Source organism: Sphingomonas sp. P4_D12 (genome assembly GCF_056401895.1).
The window spans coordinates 431,687-453,514 of sequence record NZ_JBFUIL010000005.1; the positions used below are offsets into that span (position 1 = coordinate 431,687).

Below are 21,828 nucleotides of genomic sequence, written 5' to 3' on the forward strand. Positions count from 1 at the left end.
CGCCTTTTGTATCCAACACGTACAATTTGCCAAGCGGAAACGATGGGCCCGTCAGCGGCTCACGTCACGGTGAGAGGAATGCCCATGGCGATCGGGATCGCGACGGCGGCGGACATGACGACCGGCGAACGGGAAGCGGAGGCTGCGCCGCATCCTTCGCGCATCTGGCCCTCGACACCGCGCGCTTATTGGGCGTTGGCGGTGATCGTGCTGGCGACCTTCCTGACTTTTTTCGATCAGGTCGTGTTCGGCATGCTGGCGCAGCGCATCAAGACCGATTTCGGCCTGAGCGATGCCCAACTCGGCTTTCTCGGCGGACCGGCCAGCATCATCTGCTATCTGTTCGTCGGCATTCCGCTGGCGCGGCTCGCCGATATCTATCCGCGCAAATACGTGCTGGCGGGCGGCGTGGCGGTGATCGGATCGATCATCGCACTCGGCGGCCTGGCGCAGAACTTCGCCCAGTTCGTCGGCTCGCGCGTCTTTCTCGCGGCTGGAGGATCGGCACACGCCCCGGCATCCTATTCGCTGCTGGCCGACGCCTTTCCGCCGCGCAAGCTGACTCGCGCCTTCGCCCTGCTCCAGTTCGGCTTCATCGGCGGCACGACGTTGGGCCCGATCGTCGGCGGGATGCTGATCGCGATGACCGCGCATTGGGCGCCGACCGAATTTGGCGGCCTCCGGATCTTCGCCTGGCAATGGATCATGATCTGGGTCGGCCTGCCCGGCCTGCTGGTTGCTTTGCTGTTCCTGACGGTGAAGGAACCGCCCCGCCTCGCGCCCGCGCCCGACGCGCCACAGCCGCCGCGCGACGCCTCGCTCGCCCGCCGCATGCTGACTTTTACCGGGCTCGACGCGATCCGCGCGATCCATGCCCGCCGCCGGGTCTATTATCCCCTGTTCGCCGGACTCGCGCTGAGCGCGATCGAGGTGTTCGGGCTTCAATTCTGGCGAGTCCCGTTCATGATCCGCACCTTCGGTTGGGACGAGCGCCAGATCGGCGCGGTGATGGGCGGGATGATCCTGATCGCCTCGCTGGCGGGACTGGTGCTCGGCGGCGTGCTGGTCGAGTGGCTGGCACGGCGTCACAAGGACGCCAACGTCCGCGCCGCGGCGATCCTGTTCGGCGGCGTGACGATCTGTTCGATCCTGTCGCCGCTGATGCCCAACGGCTATCTGTCGCTCGGCGTGATGAGCGTCGGCGCGATGTTCGGCATCGCCGGCGCGGTGCCCCAGAATGCCGCGATCCAGCGCGTCGCACCCAATGCGATGCGTGGCCAGGTCACCGCGATCTACCTGTTCATGTTCACCTTCTTCGGCGCGATGGGCAGCTTCGTCGTCGGGCTGGTGCAGGATTATGTGATCGGCGACGAAGCGCAGTTGTGGAAGACGCTGGTGCTGACCGCGTCGATCCTGCTGCCGATCGCCACCTTGTGCATGGTGCGCGCCATCAAACCCTATCGCGAGGAAGTCGAGCGGCTGGAAGCGGCGGGAAGTTGACTCGCTCGCGCGGGCGGCGCACATTGTACGCAAAGCATACAATTAGGAGAGATTGATGTCCGAGGCCGATCGCATCGCGAAGCTCGAAGAGACTGTCCAGCAATTGTCTCGCCGCCTGCTGCAGCGCGAGGACGAGCTCGATATCCGCAAGCTCCAGCACCTCTATGGCTATCTGATCGACAAATGCCTCTACAACGAGACGGTCGACCTGTTCACCGACGATGGCGAAGTGCGCTTTTTCGGCGGCGTGTGGAAGGGCAAGGAAGGTATCCGCCGGCTCTATGTCGAGCGGTTCCAGAAGCGCTTCACCCACGGCAATAACGGTCCGATCGATGGCTTCCTGCTCGATCACCCGCAGCTCCAGGACATTATCGACGTCGAACCCGACGGCGAGATCGCCTATGGCCGCGCGCGCTCGATGATGCAGGCCGGCCGACACAAGGATTATGCCGATTCGAGCAACCCGATGATGGGCGCGCGCCAATGGTGGGAAGGCGGAATCTACGAGAACACCTATCAGAAGGTCGACGGAGTCTGGCGCATCAAGGTGCTGAATTACCTGCCGCAATGGCATGCCGATTTCGAGACCGGCTGGGCCAATACGCGGCCCGAATACGTCCCCTTCCCGACCCAGACCTTTCCCCAGGATCCGACCGGCCCCGACGAGCTGATCGCCGACAGCTGGCTATGGCCGACCCACAAATTGGTGCCCTTCCACATGAAGCATCCGGTGACCGGCAAGGAGATCGTCGCCGAGCGCTGGCAGGGGGACGTCGACCGCGAACAGGCCAGGACGGCGGAGCCCGCGGTCTAGTCTCGAGCAGCGCTCACCAACAACGCAGGACGCCGATGACCTATCCCGAACTCTGCATGGTGATCGACGGCGAGCGCGTTCGCGGCGGAGGGCGGCGAACGCATGACGTGGTCAATCCGGCGACCGGCGAAACGCTCGCCGCGTTGCCGCTGGCCGACCCCGCCGATCTCGACCGCGCGCTCGATGCTGCCGCGCGCGGTTTCCGGCGCTGGCGCAATTCGACCCCGCACGAACGCGCCGCCGTGCTGCAAGGTGCGGCGCGGTTGATGCTCGAACGCCAGGACGAGCTCGCCCGCGTCGCGGTGCTCGAGCAGGGCAAGACCCTGGCCGAGGCCAAGGTCGAGGTGCTGATGAACGTCGGCCTGTTCAATTTCTACGCCGGCGAGGTCTTCCGCCTCTATGGACGGACGCTGGTGCGTCCGACCGGCCAGCGATCGACCGTCAGTAAGGAACCGGTCGGGCCGGTCGCGGCGTTCGCGCCGTGGAACTTCCCGATCGGTAATCCCGGCCGCAAGCTGGGCGCGCCAATCGCGGCGGGATGCTCGGTGATCCTCAAGGCGGCTGAAGAAACCCCGGCCTCGGCGCTCGGCGTGCTGCAATGCCTGCTCGATGCCGGCCTGCCCGGCGAGGTGGCGCAAGCGGTGTTCGGCGTGCCTGACGAAGTATCGCGGCACCTGCTCGGCTCGCCCGTCATCCGCAAGCTGAGCTTCACCGGCTCGACCGCGATCGGCAAGCACCTCGCGAAGCTGGCCGCAGACGACATGAAGCGCACCACCATGGAGCTTGGCGGCCATGGCCCGGTACTGGTGTTCGACGATGTCGATGTCGATCAGGTGCTCGATACGATGGTCGCCGCCAAATATCGCAACGCCGGCCAGGTCTGCGTCTCCCCTACCCGCTTCATCATCCAGGAGGACGTGTACGACCGGTTCCGCGCCGGCTTCGCCGAGCGCGCGGGGCAGATCACCATCGGCGACGGGCTGGACCCCGCGACCCGGATGGGACCGATGGCCAATCCGCGCCGCCCGGATGCCATGGAGCGACTGATCGGCGACGCGACTGCGCGGGGCGCGAATTTGCTGTCGGGGGGTGGGCGGATCGGCAATCGCGGCTTCTTCTACCAGCCGAGCGTGCTGTCCGACATCCCGCTCGACGCCGCGATCATGAACGAAGAGCCGTTCGGCCCGGTCGCCGTGATCAACCCGTTCGCCGGCGAGGAAGCGATGATCGAAGAGGCGAACCGCCTTCCCTATGGACTCGCGGCTTACGCCTGGACGCGCGATTCGGGGCGGCAGCGGCGCCTCGCGCGCGAGATCGAGAGCGGGATGGTCGGGATCAACACGACCATGATCGGCGGCGCCGACGCGCCGTTCGGCGGCGTCAAATGGTCCGGCCACGGATCCGAGGACGGCCCCGAGGGCGTCGAGGCGTGCCTGGTGACCAAGGCAGTCCACGAGGGGTAGAGGGAGGCGGCAAATGCCGGACGTAGCGGACGTTCCAATTGCGGCGATCGATGCTGCGCTCAAGGAGCTGGCCAATATCCTCGGCCAGGACGGGTTGATCGTCGATGAAGCCAAGGTCGCGGAGTTCCGCGACCCTTTCGCGCCGCCGACGGGCCGGTGGTACGAACCCGGCGCGGTGCTGATGCCGACCAGCGTCGAGCAGGTGCAGGAGGTGCTGCGCGTCGCCAACAGCTACAAGACGCCGCTCTGGGTCAACGGCCAAGGTCGCAACAACGGTTATGGCGGACCGGCACCGCGGGTGTCGGGATCCTTCGTCATGTCGATGCGGCGGATGAACCGCGTCCTCGACGTCGACGAGGATTCCGCTTGGGCGCTGGTTGAATCCGGCGTCACTTTCTTCGACCTGCACGACCACCTCAAATCGACCGGGTCCAAGCTCTGGATGTCGGTGCCCGATCTCGGCTGGGGCAGCATTGTCGGCAACGCGCTGGAACATGGCGTGGGCTATACGCCGCTCGGCGATCACTTCGACGCCAAATGCGGGATGGAGGTAGTGCTCGCGAACGGCGAGTTGCTGCGCACCGGGCTCGGCGGGCTCGAGGCGCCCCGCGCCTGGCACGTCTATAAACATGGCTGCGGACCAACACTGGACGGCCTGTTCAGCCAATCCAATTTCGGCGTCGTCACGAAAATGGGAACGTGGCTGATGCCCGCTCCCGATTGCTACATGCCCGGCTGGCTGACCTTGAAGAAGGACAGCGACCTTGAGGTGATGCTCGAGCGGCTCCGCCCGCTGATGCTCGACGGCACGATCCCCAACCAGCCGATGATCATCAACGCGGTCTGCGCCGCCTCGGCTTTCTGGCAGCGCGATCACTGGTACACGGGCGACGGTCCGATCCCGGAGGACGTGATCGACAAGATCGCCGAGACCCCCGGTTTCGGCCGCTGGGTGATGCGCTTCGCGCTCTATGGCGACGAGAAGATCGTCGAGCGTCAGCGCGAGATCGTTCAGGATGCGCTGGGCACGATTCCCGGGGCAACAATCGACTTCACCAAATATGACGGGCACGCTCTGCCCGAATTCGACAACCCGCATCACCGCGTGCAAGCTGGCGTCCCCAGCCTTGCCCTCGACCAGATGACACGCTGGTACGGTGGCGAACAAGGAGGCCATATCGGCTTTTCCTCGGCGACACCGATCACCGGGCGCGACGGCGGCGCGATCCGCGATCTGGTGCGCGAGCGCCTTTACGCGGCCGGGCTCGATTATAGCGGCGTCTATGTCGTCACCAAGCGCGCGCTGATCCATGTCGGGCTGGTCGTGTTCGACACCCAAAATGCGAAGCAAGCCGATGCCGCTTATGCCGCGTGCAAATTGATGGTCACCGACGCGGCGAAGATCGGTTATGGCGAATATCGCTCGCACCTCGATTTCATGGACCTGGTCGCCGACCAATACAGCTTTGGCAATCACGCCCAGCGCCGCTTCGCCGAAACGATCAAGGATTGTGTCGATCCGAACGGCATCCTGTCCCCCGGCAAGCAGGGCATCTGGCCCCGCGCCTATCGCGAGACCCACCAATGACCCATGCGCTGAACACCGGCGGCGACCGCGGCTATCTCCGCATCGCGACCGAGGAAGCCTTTGCCACGCGCGAGCAGATCGACGCCTATCTGCGCATGGTGAGCGACGGCACCGCCGATAAGGGCATGACGTCGTTATGGGGCTTCTATGCGCGGTCGCCGTCGGAGCGCGCGATGCTGATCATCGAGCGGTTGCTCGATCTCGGCGAGCGCAGGATCGCCGACATGGACGCGACCGGGATCGATGTCGCGATCCTGTCGCTCACCTCGCCCGGGGTTCAGCCGCTGCTCGACACCGACGAGGCCAAGGCGATGGTGGCGCGCGCCAACGACTATCTCGCCGAACGCTGCGCCGCCTATCCGACGCGGTTCGTCGGCATGACCTCGATCGCGCCGCAGGATCCCGAATGGTCGGCAGCCGAGATCCGACGCGGCGCGGCCGAGCTGGGCTTCAGGGGCGTGATGGTCAACAGCCACACCCACGGCCATTATCTCGACGAGCCGCAATTCGACCCGATCTTCCGCGCGCTCGCCGATACTGGCCAGCCGCTCTACATCCATCCCCAGACCCTGCCCGACGCGATGATCGGTGGCATGATCGAGGCCGGGCTGGACGGCGCGATCTTCGGCTTCGGCGTGGAGACGGGGATGCACTTGCTCCGGCTGATCACCACCGGCATATTCGATCGCTATCCCGACCTCCAGATCGCGGTCGGCCATGGCGGCGAGGCGATTCCTTATTGGCTCTATCGCATCGATTTCATGCACAAAGCTGGCGTCGCCTCGCAACGGTACGAGCGGCTCAAACCGCTCAAGAAGGGCATGGTCGCCTGCCTGCGTGAGAATGTGCTGGCGACCACCAGCGGCCTCCCCTTCCCGCCGGCCATCAAGCTAATGCTCGAGGTGATGGGCGAGGATCGCGTGATGTACGCGATGGACTATCCTTATGAATATGTCGCCGACGAGGTGCGCGCGCATGATCTGCTCGACATTCCCGACGCGACCAAGAAGAAGCTGATGCAGACCAACGCCGAACGCGTGTTCGCGCTGTGAGCCAAAGCGCCACCCGGCCGCTGCCCGGCGCCTGGTATGCGCTGGCGCTGGTCGCTGCGACCCAGGCGATCAGCCTGCTCGACCGCAACATCCTCGCGATCCTGGCGCCGGCGATCAAGGCCGACCTGAAGATCGGCGATGCCGAGATGGGTCTGCTCTACGGCACGGTATTCGCGCTGTTCTACGCGCTGTTCTCGCTGCCGCTGGGGCGGCTGGCGGACGGCTGGGTCCGCACCCGGCTGTTGGCGATCGCCATCCTCTTCTGGTCGCTCGCGACCGGCACGGCTGCGTTCGCCGGCGGCTTTCTGCTGCTGATGCTGTCGCGGCTGGGCGTCGGCATCGGCGAGGCCGCATCACAGCCCGCCGGCACCAGCCTGCTCTACGATTATTTCCCGCGCCGGCGCCGCGGGACGGTGATGGCCATCCTGGCCGCTGCGGTCGCCATCGGACTTGGCGGGTCGCTGGTGATCGGCGGTGGCGCGGCCGATTGGTGGCATCGGTGTTATCCGGCCGGCGGCGCGCCGCTGGGGCTGGCCGGCTGGCAATTCGCCTTCCTGGTCGCGGCCTTGCCGGGGCTGCTGATCGCTCCCCTGATGTGGCGCGTGCGCGAGCCGGAGCGCGGCGCGGTAGACGGCATCGCGACGCCGCGCGACCCCCATCCGTTCGGCGCCAGCCTGGGCGTGCTCGGCGCGATCACGCCTGGCATCCACTGGGTCGCGCTGGCGCGGCGCCGCGCGACCGCGCGCGACTGGCTGGTCAATGCCGGCATCCTCGTCCTGATCGTTGCCGCCATGGTCGCCGCGATCCGTTGGGCCGAAGCCTTTTCGCCCCGGCCGCCGTTGATCCTCGGCGGCGTCGCGGTCAGCCCGCACGTGCTGCAATGGAGCGTGATCGGCTTCGGCATCTTCGTCATCGCCAATCTGCTCCAGGCGTTGCGCCGCAACGATCCGCCGGCCTTCGCGGCGATTGCGACGTCGCCCTCGGTGATCCTATGCATCGCGGTCGGCGCTTTGCAGGGCGTGGTCAATTATGGCGTAATGGGGTTCACCCCCTCGTTCCTGATGAAGACCTATCACTTATCGCCAGGCGCGACCGGGCTCCAGTTCGGGCTGCTAGCGGCGGCGCTCGGTGTGATCGGGCCACTGATCGCCGGACCGCTGTCGGACCGGCTGAGCGGTGGCCGGCCGCGCGAGCGGGTATGGGTCACGCTGTTCGCGCTCGGCGTATCGCCGTTGATCGCCTTCTGGGTCTATCGCGCGCCCTCGGCGGGCGCCTTCTACTTCCGCTTCACCTTTTACAGCCTGGTGCTGACGATGTGGATGCCGCCGCTTTATGCCGTGCTTTACGATCAGGTGCTGCCGCGGATGCGGGGGATCACTTCGAGCATCTATCTGTTCGCGATGACGATCATCGGCCTGGGCATCGGGCCCTATGCCGTCGGACTGGTAAGCGACGCCACGCACGGCGACCTCGCCACCGCGATCCTCTCGGTCAATTGGGTCGCGCCGCCGATCGTCATCATGCTGGTGATCCTCGCCCTGCGCGTCAATCGCGACCAGGCGTCATTGCTCGACCGAACGCGCGCGGCTGGGGAAAAGGTTTAGGTTGAGAACCCAAATAAGCCGTTGTTCTTAAGCGATCCATTTCCAAAGCTCGTCATCCCAGCGAAAGCTGGGATCTCAAGCGACATCGCGTCACCGCCAGAGACCCCAGCTTACGCTGGGGTGACGGCGGGATTCCGCGCGGATGACGATAGGAATATGAGTCCCCACCCAGGGGCCCCGCTTCTGCGGGAACCCTGGGATGCTTTACGGCTTAGGCCGCCTCCGCCAGCCCGATCTCCTCGGCGGTCGCCCAATTGCCGTGCAGGCCGAAGCGCAGCCGGATCGGGATGCGCACTTCGGCGATCGGCCCCTTTTCGATGTCGAGCGCGTCGAACAGCAGCAGGTCCGAGCGATGTTCTTCGAGCCGGTTGCAGACCTGGACGATCCAGCCGTCACCTTCCGCGGCATCGGGGCCGCGCGGGATGAAGCAGGGTTCCTGCAGCGACGAAACTGGGCCGCACCAATATTTCTGCTCGCGCCCGGTTTCGTGATCGACCAGCCCAAGCGTATTCATGATCATGCCCCCGGCGCTACCGCCCTTGAGCTCGACCGGCTTGGTCGGATCGATCACCAGCATCCAGCCATAGCGATAGGGTAATCCGGTGCGGCGTTCGTCGATGCGGGGAAATTCGCCCATCATCCCGGTCAGCCGCTCGAAGCTTTCGAACGTGTCGGAATTGGACGCCATATCGACCGTCCAGCGCGTCAGGAAGCTCGCCGCTTCCATCGGATTGAACGGCGCGCCGTGGATGTCGGGGAAGAACGGGAACATGTTGTTCTTCGCTTCGGGCGTATCGAAATGGATCCTGGTCCCGTCCTGGAACGCGTTCATCACGTGGCTGGCGAAGCAATTGTCGCGCTTGAACCAGCGTATGTCCTCAGCCGTCGCGTCCGCTCGCCGCGGCAATACGCCGAGATAGACCGGCAAGGTCGTGTCGAAGCCGAAATGCGGCAGGCCCTGTTCGAGCCGCTCCCAGTTCGAGGTCGAGGGCACCACGTGAAACAGCGCGTAATCGGGCGTGATCGCGAAATCGTGCATCATCGCGTAATACGGCAGCTCGAACCACAATTCCTGCTTCAGCTCGCCATCGGGCGACACGACATAATAGGTCATGTCGCGAGTCAGCACGCCCTTGGCGGCATAGCCGAACGCGATCATGTCGCCGGTTAGGGGATCGACCTTGGGATGCGCGGTGAAGGTCTGCCCGGTCATCGCGCCGTTGAACCAGGTATAGCCCTCGGTCTCTAGCGTCGCCGGGTCCATCACCAGTGCTGGGCTGTCTTCCTTCAGCGCGTAGAGCTTGCCGCCATAGACGAAGGCATTGGTGTTGGCGGTGCCGCGTATCCGGCCCTTCACACTCTCATCGTCGGTCAGCGGGTTGCGATAGGCGCCGAACAAGCCACGACCGGCCTCATGCTCCAACTGCCATTTGTCGGTCTTGGCCCAACGCTGGCGGAAATCGACGCGGCCGCCATGGAAGCGGAACATCGTGATCATGCCGTCGCCGTTGAAGGCGATGTCGTCGCCCAGGCGCGGCGCGAATTGGGGATCGGGTTGGACGCGATAGAAGGCACCGTCGAGCTCGACCGGAACCGTGCCTTTCACGTCGAGGTCGGCGATATCCGCCTCGATCCGCGACGGCGTGTTGAAACCGGTGAACGACGGCGTGTCGGGGAAATGCGTCACGGCCGATCCTCTCTCTATTATCTGCGCGGCATTGTATGCAACGCAAACATTATTTTCAATCCGTGATGGTTGACCTGAACACCCCCGGGGGGCAGGCTGGCGCAATGCTGAGATCGTTTCCCGCCAAAAGCGCCCCCGCGTCCGACGATGGGGAGATCGGCGGTCTCGATCAGATCGTCGGGTTTCACATCCGCCTGGCCTATGGCGCGGTGTACCGCCATTTCAGCGAGACGTTCAACGACCTGGACCTGACCCAGAAACAGGTCTCGGTGCTATGGCTGATCGACGATCATCCGGGCATCGCCCAGGCGGATATCGGCCGGCGGCTGCAGATGGATCGCGCGACGGTGATGGCGATCATCAACCGCCTGCAGAAACGCGGCTTCGTGGTGCGCGGCCCCTCGCCCGACGATCGTCGGCGCCAGACGCTGAAGCTGACCGATGCCGGCCATGAGGGCCTGATCGCGGCGCGCGCGTGCATCCTGGAGCACGAGCAATGGCTCAAGAACCGGTTCACGCCGGGCGAGACGGCGATGCTGATCGAGTTGTTGCGGCGGATACACGAGTAAAGGGAAGAGCTGGGCCCGAGTTTCGGGCTGGCAGATTACTAGGAGCGTCCGACTTCCCCATCGTCGGCGAAACTCGGCGTCATCGCGAAACAGGTCCAGACAGGATCGCCGTTCGGATCCACCGAGCGCACGACCCAGCTGTTGCAATCCAATAAGGGTCGCATGGTATGCGAGCGCTGGTCGGCGGCGAGAGTGACCGCGGGCGGCGGGCCGAGATGCCATCGCGCCTTGAGGATCCGGGTACCGACAGTGTCCGCCCCGCCGGGAACGTCCATCGCGACGGTACATCCGCGCTCACGCCCCAGACCGAGCATCGCGCGGATCGCCGCGATCACGAAGAAGCGGGCACCTACCGCGGCGGCAACCGGATTCCCCGGCAATCCGAAATACAGGCAGCCATTGGGCAAGGTCGCGAAGAGCACCGGCTTACCAGGACGCATCGCCACGCCGCGAAAGTGGATCGTCGCGCCTAGAGCCTGCAGCGCGGCGGGCACCTGGTCATAATCGCCGACCGATATCCCGCCCGTCGAGATGATCAGGTCCGGCGCGGCGGCCATGGCCTGTTTGATGCTCGTCACCATTGCCGCGGGATCGTCGCGTGCCGGCATGACGAGCTGCGGAGCAAGACCGGCCTGTTGCATCATCGCGGCGATCATCGGTCCGTTCGAATCGTGGACGAAATGGTCGCTCGTCCCGCTCGCCCGCCTCAATTCATCGCCGGTCGTCAGCACGACCACGCGCGGCAGCCGGATCGCGTCGACCTCGGGCACGCCATAACAGCATAATGCGCCGATCACTTCAGGCGTAACCAACTGGCCGCGAGTGGCGACGACATCGCCTTGCCGCGCGTCTTCGCCCCGGCGCCGGATATTCCGCCCGAGGCCGACGGGCTCTGTCAGCAGGACGGCCGTTCGCTCGCGCGAGACACGTTCCTTGGCGACCACAGCGTCGAATGGCAGGACGATCGGCGCCCCAGTGCTAATCGCGCAGGCGCCCGACGCCGAGACCAAAGTCGCCGCCGCACCGGCCCGGCTTTCCCCGACCAGATCCAGGCGAACCGGCCGCTCAGGCGATGCATTGGCGACATCGGCGGCCACGACCGCGAACCCGTCCATCGCCGAGCAATCGAACCGCGGATAATCGGCTTGCGCCACGACATCCGCGCCGATGATCCGACCGAGTGCCGCGCCAATCGCCACGGGTTCGACCGGCAGGCGCGGGGCGACGTCCTCGATACACGCGAGCGCTGCCGAAAAATCGATGCGATTCATGGCTCCGACATAGCACGCAGCGCCGCCAGGTCGTCGGGCCGATTGACGTTAGGGATAGGCGGCCAGCCATCGAGCGCCGCGGCGCCGATCTCCTCCGCCCAGGCCCTGACCGCCCGGTTCCCGCCGTGCTCGAGATAGTCGCTGAGCCTGTCGGCCAACGCGCAAGGCCATAATCCTATCACGGGCGTGTTGGCGACGAAGCTCGCCACGCCGCGCCCGGCGAGATCGCCGAGCAGCCCGGCGGGAAGCGACGGCGTGTCGCAGGGAAGCGTGAGGATGGCATCGAATTGGCGATCCCGGGCATGACGCAATGCGCCGCATAAACCGCCGAGCGGGCCGAGCCCGGCCACCGGCCAGTCGGCGATCGAGACATAATTCGGACTGTCGCGCCCGACGACCGCGATGTCCTCAGTGACCGGCCGCAATGCCAGGGCGGCGTGGTCGAGCAACGCGATCCCGGCGAGTGTCGCGAGCGCCTTGTCGCCGCCGAACCGGCGCGCCTGACCACCGGCAAGGACGACGCCGAGCAGCCGGGTCATGGTGCCTGCTCGAGCAGCGCGTCGCTGCGCGCGAGAACGACGAGCCTGAGCCCGGCATTGGCCGCGCGCGCCATGGCGAGATCGGTCGGCGCCGAAATCGTCACCAGCATCGGACATTGCGCGAGCACCGCTTTTTCGACCAGCTCATAGGAGCAGCGCGACGACAACAAGGCGAATCCGCCATCCCAGGTTCGGTCGGATCGCGCCATCGCGCCGATCAGCTTGTCGAAGGCATTGTGGCGGCCGACATCCTCGCGAACCTCGATGACCGCGCCGTCCGCGCCGCACAAGGCGGCGGCGTGGACCGCGCCAGTCTGCTCGTGGAGTGGTTGGCGCGCGCGCAACCCGCCAAGTGCCGCGAATATCTGGTCGGGCGCGGCGCGCGAAACCGTCTCGACCTTGGGCAGCGGGCGGATCGCCTGGTCGAGATTTTCGATGCCGCAAAGCCCGCAGGACGATTCCGACACGCGATGCCGCGCCCGTTCGACCAGTGCCTCGGCGCGCGACGGCGCGAGCGACGCGCGGACGACGTCGCCGCTGGGCGTGACATGCACGTCGATCGCCTCGATCTGACCGGCATGGTCGATCAGCCGTTCGCTCAGGGCGAACCCGACGACAAAATCCTCGATATCGAGCGGCGTCGCCATCATCACGGCGTAGCCAATGCCGTTGAACTCAAGCGCCAGCGGCCGTTCGATCGCCACGGCCCGCTCGACCTCATCGACGCCAGATCCGCCGGCAGCATGGCGCCGAAAGCGCATGGCGGAGACGCCGGCGGTCGGGGAATGGTCGGACGACGGTTCGGTCAATCGGCCGGTTCCGCGTTCTCGCGAAGCAGCGCGACTGCCCCCCTAGCGGTATCGCTCAGATGCTCGCCGCCACCGTTAAGGTACGCGACGATCGCCTGGCGCATCCGGGGATCCCAGAATTGGCGGAGATGATCTCGCGTCGCCGCCACCGGGCGGCCGGGGCATTGGCTGCCGAGTTCGCGCGCAATCTGGTTGGCCATGTAGACGAGGTGGTCGATGGTCGACATCGCCCGCGCCTCACTCGGCCGGTTCGGGAAGGACGCGGCGCGAGCGCTCGGTTTGCGCTTGATAGGCCTGCTGCCAATCGCTCGGCCCATTCGATATCGCGACCTGAACCGCGGTGACCTTATATTCCGGGCAATTGGTCGCCCAGTCCGAATAGTCGGTCGTGATGACGTTGGCCTGGGTCGCGGGATGGTGGAAGGTCGTATAGACCACACCCGGCGCGACGCGTTCGGTGATAAAGGCGCGCAACGTCGTCTCTCCCGCCCTGCTGCGCAGACTGACCCAGTCGCCGTCGCGGATGCCACGATTCTCGGCATCGTGCGGATGGATTTCGAGCCGGTCCTCGGGATGCCAGGCAATATTCTCGGTCCGGCGCGTCTGGGCGCCGACATTATACTGGCTGAGGATGCGGCCGGTCGTCAGCAGCAGCGGGAAACGCGGTCCGGTCTTCTCGTCGGTCGGGATATAATCGGTGACGACGAAATGCCCCTTGCCGCGCACGAACTGATCGATGTGCATGGTCGGCGTGCCTTCGGGCGCAGCCTCGGTCGCCGGCCATTGCAGCGATCCCAAGCGGTCGAGCGCGTCGTAGCTGACCGTGGCGAAGGTCGGCGTCAACGCGGCGACCTCATCCATGATCTCGGACGGATGACTATAGCTCCAATCAAGCCCGATCGCATTCGCCACGAGCTGGACGATTTCCCAATCGCCATAGCCGTTGAGCGGCTCCATCACCTTGCGCACGCGCTGGATCCGACGCTCGGCATTGGTGAAGGTGCCGTCCTTTTCGAGAAAGGTCGATCCCGGCAGGAAGACGTGCGCGTAATTGGCGGTTTCGTTGAGGAACAGGTCCTGCACCACGACGCATTCCATCGCGGCGAGCCCTGCCGCGACATGATGCGTGTTCGGGTCCGATTGCAGGATGTCCTCACCCTGGATGAACAGCGCCTTGAACGTCCCGTCGGTCGCGGCGTCGAGCATGTTGGGGATACGCAGGCCCGGCTCGGCGTCGAGCGTGACACCCCAGGCTTGTTCGAACATCGCCCGTGTCGCGGGGTCGGAAACGTGACGATAGCCCGAATATTCGTGCGGAAAGCTGCCCATGTCGCACGCGCCCTGGACATTGTTCTGGCCACGCAGCGGGTTCACCCCGACGCCCTCGCGGCCGATATTGCCGGTCGCCATCGCCAGATTGGCGATCGCCATGACGGTCGACGACCCCTGGCTGTGTTCGGTGACCCCCAGGCCATAATAGATCGCACCGTTCCCGCCGGTCGCGAACAAACGTGCGGCGGCGCGTAGGTCGGCAGCCGGTACGCCGGTCAGCGCCTCGGTCGCCTCGGGCGAGCGCCCCGGCTGCGCGACGAACGCCGCCCAATCCTCGAACTCGCTCCAGTCGCACCGCTCGCGGACAAAGGCCTCGTCGGCGAGCCCCTCGGTCACGACCACATGCGCGATCGCGGTCAGCACCGCGACGTTGGTGCCGGGACGTAACGGCAAGTGATGCGCCGCGGCGACATGCGGCGTGCGGACGATGTCGGTACGCCGCGGGTCGATCACGATCAACTTCGCGCCCTCGCGCAACCGCTGCTTCATCCGGCTGGCGAACACCGGATGGCCATCGGTCGGATTGGCGCCGATCACCATGATAACGTCGGCATGCGCGACGCTGTCGAAATCCTGCGTTCCGGCCGACGTGCCGAACGTCGTCTTGAGGCCATAGCCGGTCGGAGAGTGGCAGACCCGCGCGCAGGTATCGACATTGTTGTTGCCGAACCCCTGGCGGATCAGCTTCTGGACCAGGAACGTCTCTTCATTGGTGCAGCGGCTCGAGGTGATGCCGCCAACGCTGTCCTTGCCGTATTTGGCCTGGATGCGGCGGAATTCGCCGGCGGTATAGGCGATCGCTTCATCCCAGGACACTTCGCGCCACGGCTCCTCGACCGACGCGCGGATCATCGGCTTCAAAATCCGGTCGCGGTGATTGGCATAGCCCCAGGCGAACCGCCCCTTGACGCAGCTATGCCCGCGATTGGCCTTGCCATCCTTCCACGGCACCATGCGGACCAGCTGCTCGCCGCGCATTTCCGCCCGGAACGTGCAGCCGACCCCGCAATAAGCGCAGGTCGTGATGACCGCCTTGTCCGGCGTTCCCTTCTCGATCACCGATTTCTCGATCAGCGCCGAGGTCGGACACGCCTGCACGCAGGCGCCGCACGACACGCAGTCCGAGTCCAGAAAGCTGTCATTCTGGCTGGCAACGACCTTAGAGGCGAAGCCGCTGCCCTCGATCGTCAGCGCGAACGTCTCCTGAATCTCGTCGCAAGCGCGCACGCAGCGCGAGCAGACGATGCATTTGGCGGGATCGAAGGTGAAATACGGATTGCTCTCATCCTTCTCGGCAACGAGGTGGTTGCGCCCCTCATAGCCGTAACGGACGTCGCGTAAGCCGACCGCGCCGGCCTGGTCCTGCAATTCACAATCGCCATTAGCCGAGCAGGTCAGGCAATCGAGCGGATGGTCGGAGATGTAGAGCTCCATCACTCCACGCCGCAGCTTGGCCAGCCGATCGGTCTGCGTCCGCACGACCATGCCGTCCGCGACGGGCGTGGTGCACGATGCGGGATAGCCGTTGCGGCCATCGATCTCGACCAGGCAGAGCCGGCACGAACCGAACGCCTCGAGCGTGTCAGTCGCGCATAATTTGGGGATATCGGTGCCGACCAGCGCCGCCGCGCGCATGATCGACGTCCCTTCGGGCACCGCCACGTCCTGCCCGTCGATCCTGAGCGTCACCATCGCCGACGTCGCCGCCGAAACCGCCTTGGTGCCGAGATCCTGCTCGCCGATCCATGCCATGGTCGTTACTCCGCCGCCGCTGAGGAAATGGGCGCATCCGCACCGAAATCCTGCGGGAAATGGTCGAGCGCGCTCAGCACCGGATAAGGCGTGAACCCGCCAAGCGCGCAGAGGGATCCGAACTTCATCGTATCGCACAAATCGCGCAGCAGCTCGATCTCCTGCTCGGGAGGCCGCGCACCACCGTGGACATTGCGCATCTGGGGAAGCCGCTCGACCGCGTCGGCGGCACGGCGTTCGCCGGCGATGAGCCGATCGATCAGCTCGACCCCGCGCGTCGATCCTATCCGGCACGGCGTGCATTTGCCGCAGCTCTCATGCGCGCAGAATTCCATGGCGAAGCGCGCCATGTGCGCCATGTCGACCGTGTCGTCGAACACCGTGATGCCGGCATGGCCGATCAGCCCGCCGGCCGCGGCGAAGGCTTCATAGTCGAACGGCAGATCGAACATCGACGGCGGGAAATAGGCGCCGAGCGGACCGCCGACCTGCACCGCCTTGACCGGGCGGCCGCTCTCGGTGCCGCCGCCGATATCCATGACGAGTTCGCCGAGCGTGATGCCGAAACCAACTTCGAACAGCCCGCCATTCCTGACATTGCCGGCAAGCTGCACTGGCATGGTGCCGCGCGACCGGCCAAACCCGATCGCGGCATAGGCCTCGCCACCTTCGCTCAGGATGAACGGCACCGCCGCCAGGCTCAGCACGTTATTGATCGCCGTCGGGCGGCCGAACAGCCCGGCGATCGCCGGCAAGGGTGGCTTGGCCCGCACCTCGCCGCGTTTGCCCTCGATGGAGTCGAGCAGGGCGGTCTCCTCGCCGCAGACATAGGCGCCGGCCCCGACCCTGACTTCGAGCGCGAACGGCGCGACAATTGGCGCCGCGCGCGCGATCGCCTCGCGCATCGTGCGGATAGCGAACGGATATTCGGAGCGGATATAGATGTAGCCGCGCTCGGCTCCGACCGCATGACCGGCGATCGCCATCCCTTCGATCAGGCAGAACGGATCGCCCTCCATCAGCATGCGGTCGGCGAACGTGCCGCTGTCACCCTCGTCGGCATTGCACACGACATATTTGAGCGGGCCCGGCGCGTCGTGGACGGTCTGCCATTTGATCCCCGTCGGAAAACCGGCACCGCCGCGCCCGCGCAGCCCGCTCGCCTTGACCGCGTCGATAGCCGCTTGCGGCGGCAACGCGCGCGCGACCGTCAGTCCGCGCCAACCGCCATGCGCTTCATAGGCGTCCAGGCTCAACGGATCGATCACGCCGCAGCGGGCGAAGGTGAACCTTTGCTGCCGCGCGAAGAACGGCATGGCGGATACGTCGCCAAGCCGCGCGGGATGGCTGCCGTCGAGCACCAGGGTGGCATCGGCGGCCGCGACCGGGCCGAACCCGACCCTGCCTTCCTGTGTGTCCACCTCGACCAGCGGCTCCAGCCGAAACAGCCCGCGGCTACCCGTCCGCACGACCAGAGCGCCGGCGGCAGAAAGAGCCTCAGCCACAGCATCGGCGCCGAGCGCGACCGCCGCCATGTCCTTGCTGACATAGACGCGCGTCATCGCGTCAATTCCCCGAGCAGGCGATCGAGCGTCGCGGGATCGATCCGCGACACCGGGACGTCGTCGATCATCGCATTGGGGCCGGTCGCGCAAAGCCCCAGGCAATAGACGGCATCGAGCGTCACGCGTCCGTCCGCGCTGGTCTCGCCCATCCGCAGGCCCAACCGGTCGGTCGCAATACGCTCGATCGCCGCGGCCCCGCGCGCCTGGCAACTCTCGGCGCGGCACAGCCGCACCCGGTGCCGGCCGGCGGGCTGGCGGCGGAAATCGTGGTAGAAGGTCACCACGCCGTGAACATCGGCGCGACTGATGTTAAGCGCCGATGCGATCGCCGGCACCATCAGGTCGTCGATATAGCCGAATTCCTCCTGCAGCGCGTGGAGCATCGGCAACAGCGAGCTCTGTTCGTCGCCGATATCCTCGACCAAGCGCGCAACGGCCGCGGCGTAATCGTTCGCGTGGGTCGCATCGCCGGCGATCGACCTGTCATTCCGTGCTGCACTCACCCAGAGATTAGGAGCCCGAGCCGGCGCCAAGTCAAATCGACAATCCTTGATTTCGATAGAAAGCCTCTATCACAGCAAGGCCGCCAGCGAGCGCGCAGTAGCGAGCGCGGCGTTCGCCAGCGGACCGATCGGTGCGCGGTCGAGCACGATCAGCCCGATGCGGCTCGGCGGAAGCGGATCATCGAACGGAACGATCCTGGCCCAGCCGCCGCTAGGGATGATTTCGGCATAAGTATCAGGAACGATCGTCGCGAACGGCCCCGCCTCGACCATCGCCAGCAAGGCGACATAGCTGTCGGCAGTCGCCGCCGGCCGCACGGCCAGTCCTTTACGCGAAAGATGATCGTCGAGGATGCGCCGGTTCTGCATGCCTTCGTGAAGGAGGCAGAGCGGGAAAGAAAGCGCCGCGCTCCAGCTGATCCCGGCGCAATCGGCGAGCGCATCGCGGTGACATAGGAACATCGCCCTTTCCGCATAGAGCGGCGCCGCCAGCACCGAGGTCGGCGGCTCGTGATCGAGATAGGTGATCCCCGCATCGAGTTCGAATGCGGCGAGCCCGCGCTCGATTTCGCGCGAGGTCAGCGATCGCACGCTCAGCACCAGATCCGCATGGGCCGTCGCGAGCGCGCGCGCGAATTGCCCGACCACCGGCATCGCCGCGGGGATGACGCCGAGGCGCAATGTGCCGGTCAGCGGCCCGTGCGCCAGTTCAGCGGCATGCTCCAGTCCTTCGATCATCGCGATGGCCTGTTGCGCCCAGGGCAGCGCCGCGCGTCCTTCGTCGGTCAGTCCGGTAAAGCGCCGATCGCGCTGGATCAGCCGCCGCCCGAGCTGTTCCTCCAAGGCGGCGATGCCGGCCGACAAGGTCGGCTGCGACACGTTGCACGCCGCCGCTGCCCGGGCGAAATGCCGTTCGCGTGCGACCGCCACGAAATATTCGAGTAACCTGAGATTCACGCCGTATCGATTTACCTCGCGACGGCGGGTGTCAACCGGCGCCGGGATCTCGCAGCCCCTGCCTCACTCGCGCTCCGCTGCTGCGTCAGGGCTTTCCCCGCCTTGATCGCCCGCTATACCGACCGGCGATGAAGACGCTCGTCGATCCGTCCAATGCGCTCGCGCAGGGACTCGCTACGGTCCGCAGCCAGTTCAAGGTTCCCGCCGCTTTCCCCCCGACTGTGCTCGCCGCCGCCGAAGCGGCCGCGAAACGCGTGCCGACCGAGCATGTCGATCGCACGACCGTGCCCTTCGTCACGCTCGACCCGGCGACCTCGACCGATCTCGATCAGGCGTTCGCGATCGAAGCGGCCGGCAGCGATCTGTTGCTCCGCTATGCGATCGCCGACGTCGCCTGGTTCGTTGGCGATGGCGACGCGATCGATCTTGAAGCATGGGCACGCGGCACGACGCTCTATCTGCCCGACGGCAAAGCGGGCCTTTATCCGCCGGTGCTGGCCGAAGGCGCCGCCAGCCTGCTCCCCGACGGGCCCCGCCCCGCGATCATCTTCACGGTGCGCGTCGCGTCCGATGGGTCGGTCAAGCTCGATGGCGCCGAACGCGCGCTGATCCGCAGCCGGGCCAAGCTCGCTTATGACAGCGTCCGCGACAGCGACTTGCCGCCCGATTTCGCCGAACTCGCGCGCCGTATCACCGCCGCCGAGGATGCGCGCGGCGCCTCGCGCGTCGATCCGCCGGAACAGGAAGTGTCCGAGCAAGCCGACGGCACGTTCGAACTCCATTTCCGCCCGCGGCTGGAAGCCGAGGACCGCAACGCCGCCATGTCGCTGGCGACCAATCTGGCGATCGCCAATGCGCTCCAGGCGCACCATATCGGCCTGTTTCGCGTCATGCCCGCGCCGGACGAGCGCGCGATCCTCCGCCTGCGCAACACCGCCCGTGCGCTCAAGCTCGACTGGCCCGCCACCGTCGCGCTCGAGGATTACGAAAAGGGCCTCGACCCCAACGACCCGCGCCAGGCCGCGTTCATGCTGGCGATCCGGCGCGCGGGCGGCGGCGCCTCGTACCAGCCCTATCGCGATGGGGTCGTACCGTGGCACGCGCCGATGGCGGCGACCTATGCTCAGGCGACCGCGCCGCTGCGCCGGCTAGCCGATCGCTATGTCGTGCGCGCGACGCTGGCGATCGCCAACGGCCAGCCCGTGCCGGGCGTCGTCGTCCAGGCCTTCGAGAAGCTGCCCAGCGTGATGGCCCATGCCGACGCCACCGGCGGTCAGATCGATCGCGCCGTGATCGATCTGGGCGAAGCAGTAATGCTGAAGGACCATGTCGGCGAGATTTTCGGCGCGGTCGTAACCGACCTCGACGATCGCGGCGCGCGCATCCAGTTGAGCGACCTACCGGTCGTCGCACGAGTCGACGCGCACGGCGTCGAACCCGGCGACACGATCCGCGTGAAGCTAACCGTCGCTGACCCGGATCACCGGTCGATCACCTTCGCCAGGGTCAACTGATCAAGGAGTTTCGCTACGCGAAGCTCAATCGACCTGCGCGCCAACCAAACTTTTCTCTTCTTTGCGCCTTCGTGTCTTTGTGCGAGCCAATTATCCCGTCGGGCTCGCACCGTCGGCCTGATTTCAACTCGCACGAAGACACGAAGCCACAAAGGAGGTCCGCATTGGATACGCCCGGACTCAACCGACCCTTTCCGGCGCTAAAGAAAGCGCAGTTATGCCTGCGGCGCACTATCCCTATGTAGCGCTCTCGAAATTGGTGCATTTCCGGCGCAGCTGGCTAGGCTGCGCCCCGAAAGGTAAAGCATGGCGACCCGGCCGTTGGCCCAGACTTCCGAGACGATCGAACCCGCGGCGCTCACACACCTGCAGCGGTTGGAAGCGGAGAGCATCCATATCCTGCGCGAAGTGGTGGCCGAAGCCGAGCGTCCGGTGATGCTCTATTCGGTTGGCAAGGACAGCGCGGTCATGCTGCATCTGGCGCGCAAGGCCTTTTACCCCGCGCCGCCGCCCTTCCCGCTGCTCCATGTCGATACGACCTGGAAGTTCCGCGACATGTACGCGCTGCGCGATCGTGCCGCGCGCGAGGCCGGGATGGAATTGCTCGTCCATCACAATCCCGATGCGATGGCGCGCGGGATCAACCCGTTCGACCATGGCGCGCTCCACACCGATCTTTGGAAGACCGAGGGGCTGAAGCAGGCGCTCGACCAATATGGTTTCGACGCGGCATTCGGCGGCGCGCGGCGCGACGAGGAGAAGAGCCGCGCCAAGGAGCGCGTCTTCTCGTTTCGCTCCGCCTCGCATCGCTGGGATCCCAAGAATCAGCGTCCCGAACTCTGGCACCTCTACAATGCGCACAAGGCCAAGGGCGAAAGCATCCGCGTCTTCCCGCTGTCGAACTGGACCGAGCTCGACATCTGGCAGTACATCCATCTCGAGGGGATCGAGATCGTTCCGCTCTATTTCTCGGCGCCGCGTCCGACGGTCGAGCGCGATGGGCTGATCCTGATGGTCGATGACGACCGCTTTCTGCTCAATCCCGGCGAAGTGCCGGTCGAACGCTCGATCCGCTTCCGCACGCTCGGCTGCTATCCGCTGACCGGCGCGGTCGAGAGCGATGCGGCGACCTTGCCGCAGATCATCCAGGAAATGTTGCTGACCACCACGTCGGAACGCCAGGGTCGCGCGATCGACAAGGATGCCGGCGGCGCGGGCATGGAGAAGAAGAAGCAGGAGGGGTATTTCTGATGCGGCGGGAGCTATTCAAGATCGTCGCCCCGGCGAAGGCCGGGGCCGCTGGCGATCG

At 65.8% G+C, this 21,828-nt stretch carries 18 protein-coding genes; 9 read left to right on the forward strand and 9 right to left on the reverse strand.

Annotation, left to right across the window (positions count from 1 at the left end; genetic code table 11):
• Nucleotides 1-84: 84 nt before the first annotated feature.
• From AC1DSD_RS12195 to AC1DSD_RS12220, 6 genes are read left to right on the forward strand one after another with little or no spacing between them, the layout of a single operon-like run.
• The gene (locus AC1DSD_RS12195) at nucleotides 85-1,500 is read left to right on the forward strand and encodes an MFS transporter (protein ID WP_478030340.1); all 1,416 of its coding nucleotides are present in this window, start codon (nucleotides 85-87) and stop codon (nucleotides 1,498-1,500) included.
• A gap of 55 nt (nucleotides 1,501-1,555) precedes the next feature.
• On the forward strand, nucleotides 1,556-2,314 hold the full coding sequence (locus AC1DSD_RS12200; protein WP_478030342.1) for a nuclear transport factor 2 family protein: 759 nt from the start codon (nucleotides 1,556-1,558) through the stop codon (nucleotides 2,312-2,314).
• Nucleotides 2,315-2,349: 35 nt separating this feature from the next.
• Entirely contained in the window at nucleotides 2,350-3,777 is a 1,428-nt protein-coding gene (locus AC1DSD_RS12205; protein ID WP_478030344.1) for an NAD-dependent succinate-semialdehyde dehydrogenase, read from the forward strand.
• Nucleotides 3,778-3,790: 13 nt separating this feature from the next.
• The gene (locus AC1DSD_RS12210; RefSeq protein ID WP_478030346.1) at nucleotides 3,791-5,365 is read left to right on the forward strand and encodes an FAD-binding oxidoreductase; all 1,575 of its coding nucleotides are present in this window, start codon (nucleotides 3,791-3,793) and stop codon (nucleotides 5,363-5,365) included.
• Nucleotides 5,362-6,417, forward strand: coding sequence for an amidohydrolase family protein (locus AC1DSD_RS12215; RefSeq protein WP_478030348.1), 1,056 nt, complete (start codon nucleotides 5,362-5,364; stop codon nucleotides 6,415-6,417). Before AC1DSD_RS12210 ends, AC1DSD_RS12215 begins: the two co-directional genes overlap by 4 nt.
• On the forward strand, nucleotides 6,414-8,021 hold the full coding sequence (locus AC1DSD_RS12220; protein WP_478030349.1) for an MFS transporter: 1,608 nt from the start codon (nucleotides 6,414-6,416) through the stop codon (nucleotides 8,019-8,021). The genes AC1DSD_RS12215 and AC1DSD_RS12220 overlap by 4 nt, the downstream gene beginning before the upstream one ends.
• A gap of 211 nt (nucleotides 8,022-8,232) precedes the next feature.
• Here AC1DSD_RS12220 and AC1DSD_RS12225 read toward each other — a convergent pair whose 3' ends face one another.
• A complete protein-coding gene (locus tag AC1DSD_RS12225; protein WP_478030350.1) occupies nucleotides 8,233-9,708 on the reverse strand; it encodes a carotenoid oxygenase family protein in 1,476 nt (491 codons plus the stop codon).
• Between the two features lie 104 nt (nucleotides 9,709-9,812).
• Here AC1DSD_RS12225 and AC1DSD_RS12230 point away from each other — a divergent pair, with 104 nt between their 5' ends.
• A complete protein-coding gene (locus tag AC1DSD_RS12230) occupies nucleotides 9,813-10,277 on the forward strand; it encodes a MarR family winged helix-turn-helix transcriptional regulator (RefSeq protein ID WP_478030352.1) in 465 nt (154 codons plus the stop codon).
• Nucleotides 10,278-10,315: 38 nt separating this feature from the next.
• Here the strand turns inward: AC1DSD_RS12230 and AC1DSD_RS12235 are convergent, their stop codons facing one another.
• From AC1DSD_RS12235 to AC1DSD_RS12270, 8 genes are all read right to left on the reverse strand, one after another.
• A complete protein-coding gene (locus AC1DSD_RS12235) occupies nucleotides 10,316-11,548 on the reverse strand; it encodes a molybdopterin molybdotransferase MoeA (protein WP_478030354.1) in 1,233 nt (410 codons plus the stop codon).
• Nucleotides 11,545-12,087 carry a molybdenum cofactor guanylyltransferase gene (gene mobA / locus AC1DSD_RS12240; protein ID WP_478030356.1) on the reverse strand — a complete coding sequence of 181 codons (543 nt, stop codon included), beginning with the start codon at nucleotides 12,085-12,087 and terminating at the stop codon, nucleotides 11,545-11,547. The genes AC1DSD_RS12235 and mobA overlap by 4 nt, the downstream gene beginning before the upstream one ends.
• Complete coding sequence (gene fdhD / locus AC1DSD_RS12245; RefSeq protein WP_478030358.1) at nucleotides 12,084-12,848, reverse strand: formate dehydrogenase accessory sulfurtransferase FdhD; 765 nt, start codon at nucleotides 12,846-12,848, stop codon at nucleotides 12,084-12,086. Before fdhD ends, mobA begins: the two co-directional genes overlap by 4 nt.
• A 44-nt stretch (nucleotides 12,849-12,892) precedes the next feature.
• Complete coding sequence (locus AC1DSD_RS12250) at nucleotides 12,893-13,123, reverse strand: formate dehydrogenase subunit delta (RefSeq protein ID WP_478030359.1); 231 nt, start codon at nucleotides 13,121-13,123, stop codon at nucleotides 12,893-12,895.
• A 10-nt stretch (nucleotides 13,124-13,133) separates the two neighbouring features.
• The gene (gene fdhF / locus AC1DSD_RS12255) at nucleotides 13,134-15,980 is read right to left on the reverse strand and encodes a formate dehydrogenase subunit alpha (protein WP_478030361.1); all 2,847 of its coding nucleotides are present in this window, start codon (nucleotides 15,978-15,980) and stop codon (nucleotides 13,134-13,136) included.
• 5 nt (nucleotides 15,981-15,985) lie between these two features.
• Nucleotides 15,986-17,542 carry an NADH-ubiquinone oxidoreductase-F iron-sulfur binding region domain-containing protein gene (locus AC1DSD_RS12260; protein WP_478030362.1) on the reverse strand — a complete coding sequence of 519 codons (1,557 nt, stop codon included), beginning with the start codon at nucleotides 17,540-17,542 and terminating at the stop codon, nucleotides 15,986-15,988.
• On the reverse strand, nucleotides 17,539-18,048 hold the full coding sequence (locus tag AC1DSD_RS12265; protein ID WP_478030364.1) for a formate dehydrogenase subunit gamma: 510 nt from the start codon (nucleotides 18,046-18,048) through the stop codon (nucleotides 17,539-17,541). The genes AC1DSD_RS12260 and AC1DSD_RS12265 overlap by 4 nt, the downstream gene beginning before the upstream one ends.
• Before the next feature lie 69 nt (nucleotides 18,049-18,117).
• Entirely contained in the window at nucleotides 18,118-19,005 is an 888-nt protein-coding gene (locus AC1DSD_RS12270; protein ID WP_478030366.1) for a LysR family transcriptional regulator, read from the reverse strand.
• Between the two features lie 128 nt (nucleotides 19,006-19,133).
• Between AC1DSD_RS12270 and AC1DSD_RS12275 the strand changes: the two genes are divergently transcribed.
• Together AC1DSD_RS12275 and cysD are read left to right on the forward strand one after the other, a co-directional pair.
• The gene (locus AC1DSD_RS12275) at nucleotides 19,134-20,519 is read left to right on the forward strand and encodes an RNB domain-containing ribonuclease (RefSeq protein WP_478030368.1); all 1,386 of its coding nucleotides are present in this window, start codon (nucleotides 19,134-19,136) and stop codon (nucleotides 20,517-20,519) included.
• A gap of 321 nt (nucleotides 20,520-20,840) precedes the next feature.
• Nucleotides 20,841-21,770 (forward strand): sulfate adenylyltransferase subunit CysD, encoded by a 930-nt coding sequence (gene cysD, locus AC1DSD_RS12280; protein ID WP_478030370.1) that lies wholly within the window; start codon nucleotides 20,841-20,843, stop codon nucleotides 21,768-21,770.
• Nucleotides 21,771-21,828 lie beyond the last annotated feature (58 nt).

Coding starts and splice junctions, on each gene's coding strand:
- fdhD (WP_478030358.1), bottom strand. CDS start 12,848: ATGCGCTTTCGGCGCCATGCTGCCGGCGGATCTGGCGTCGATGAGGTC.
- AC1DSD_RS12195 (WP_478030340.1), top strand. CDS start 85: ATGGCGATCGGGATCGCGACGGCGGCGGACATGACGACCGGCGAACGG.
- AC1DSD_RS12205 (WP_478030344.1), top strand. CDS start 2,350: ATGACCTATCCCGAACTCTGCATGGTGATCGACGGCGAGCGCGTTCGC.
- AC1DSD_RS12200 (WP_478030342.1), top strand. CDS start 1,556: ATGTCCGAGGCCGATCGCATCGCGAAGCTCGAAGAGACTGTCCAGCAA.
- AC1DSD_RS12230 (WP_478030352.1), top strand. CDS start 9,813: ATGCTGAGATCGTTTCCCGCCAAAAGCGCCCCCGCGTCCGACGATGGG.
- AC1DSD_RS12260 (WP_478030362.1), bottom strand. CDS start 17,542: ATGACGCGCGTCTATGTCAGCAAGGACATGGCGGCGGTCGCGCTCGGC.
- AC1DSD_RS12250 (WP_478030359.1), bottom strand. CDS start 13,123: ATGTCGACCATCGACCACCTCGTCTACATGGCCAACCAGATTGCGCGC.
- AC1DSD_RS12275 (WP_478030368.1), top strand. CDS start 19,134: ATGAAGACGCTCGTCGATCCGTCCAATGCGCTCGCGCAGGGACTCGCT.
- AC1DSD_RS12215 (WP_478030348.1), top strand. CDS start 5,362: ATGACCCATGCGCTGAACACCGGCGGCGACCGCGGCTATCTCCGCATC.
- mobA (WP_478030356.1), bottom strand. CDS start 12,087: ATGACCCGGCTGCTCGGCGTCGTCCTTGCCGGTGGTCAGGCGCGCCGG.
- AC1DSD_RS12235 (WP_478030354.1), bottom strand. CDS start 11,548: ATGAATCGCATCGATTTTTCGGCAGCGCTCGCGTGTATCGAGGACGTC.
- AC1DSD_RS12210 (WP_478030346.1), top strand. CDS start 3,791: ATGCCGGACGTAGCGGACGTTCCAATTGCGGCGATCGATGCTGCGCTC.
- fdhF (WP_478030361.1), bottom strand. CDS start 15,980: ATGGCATGGATCGGCGAGCAGGATCTCGGCACCAAGGCGGTTTCGGCG.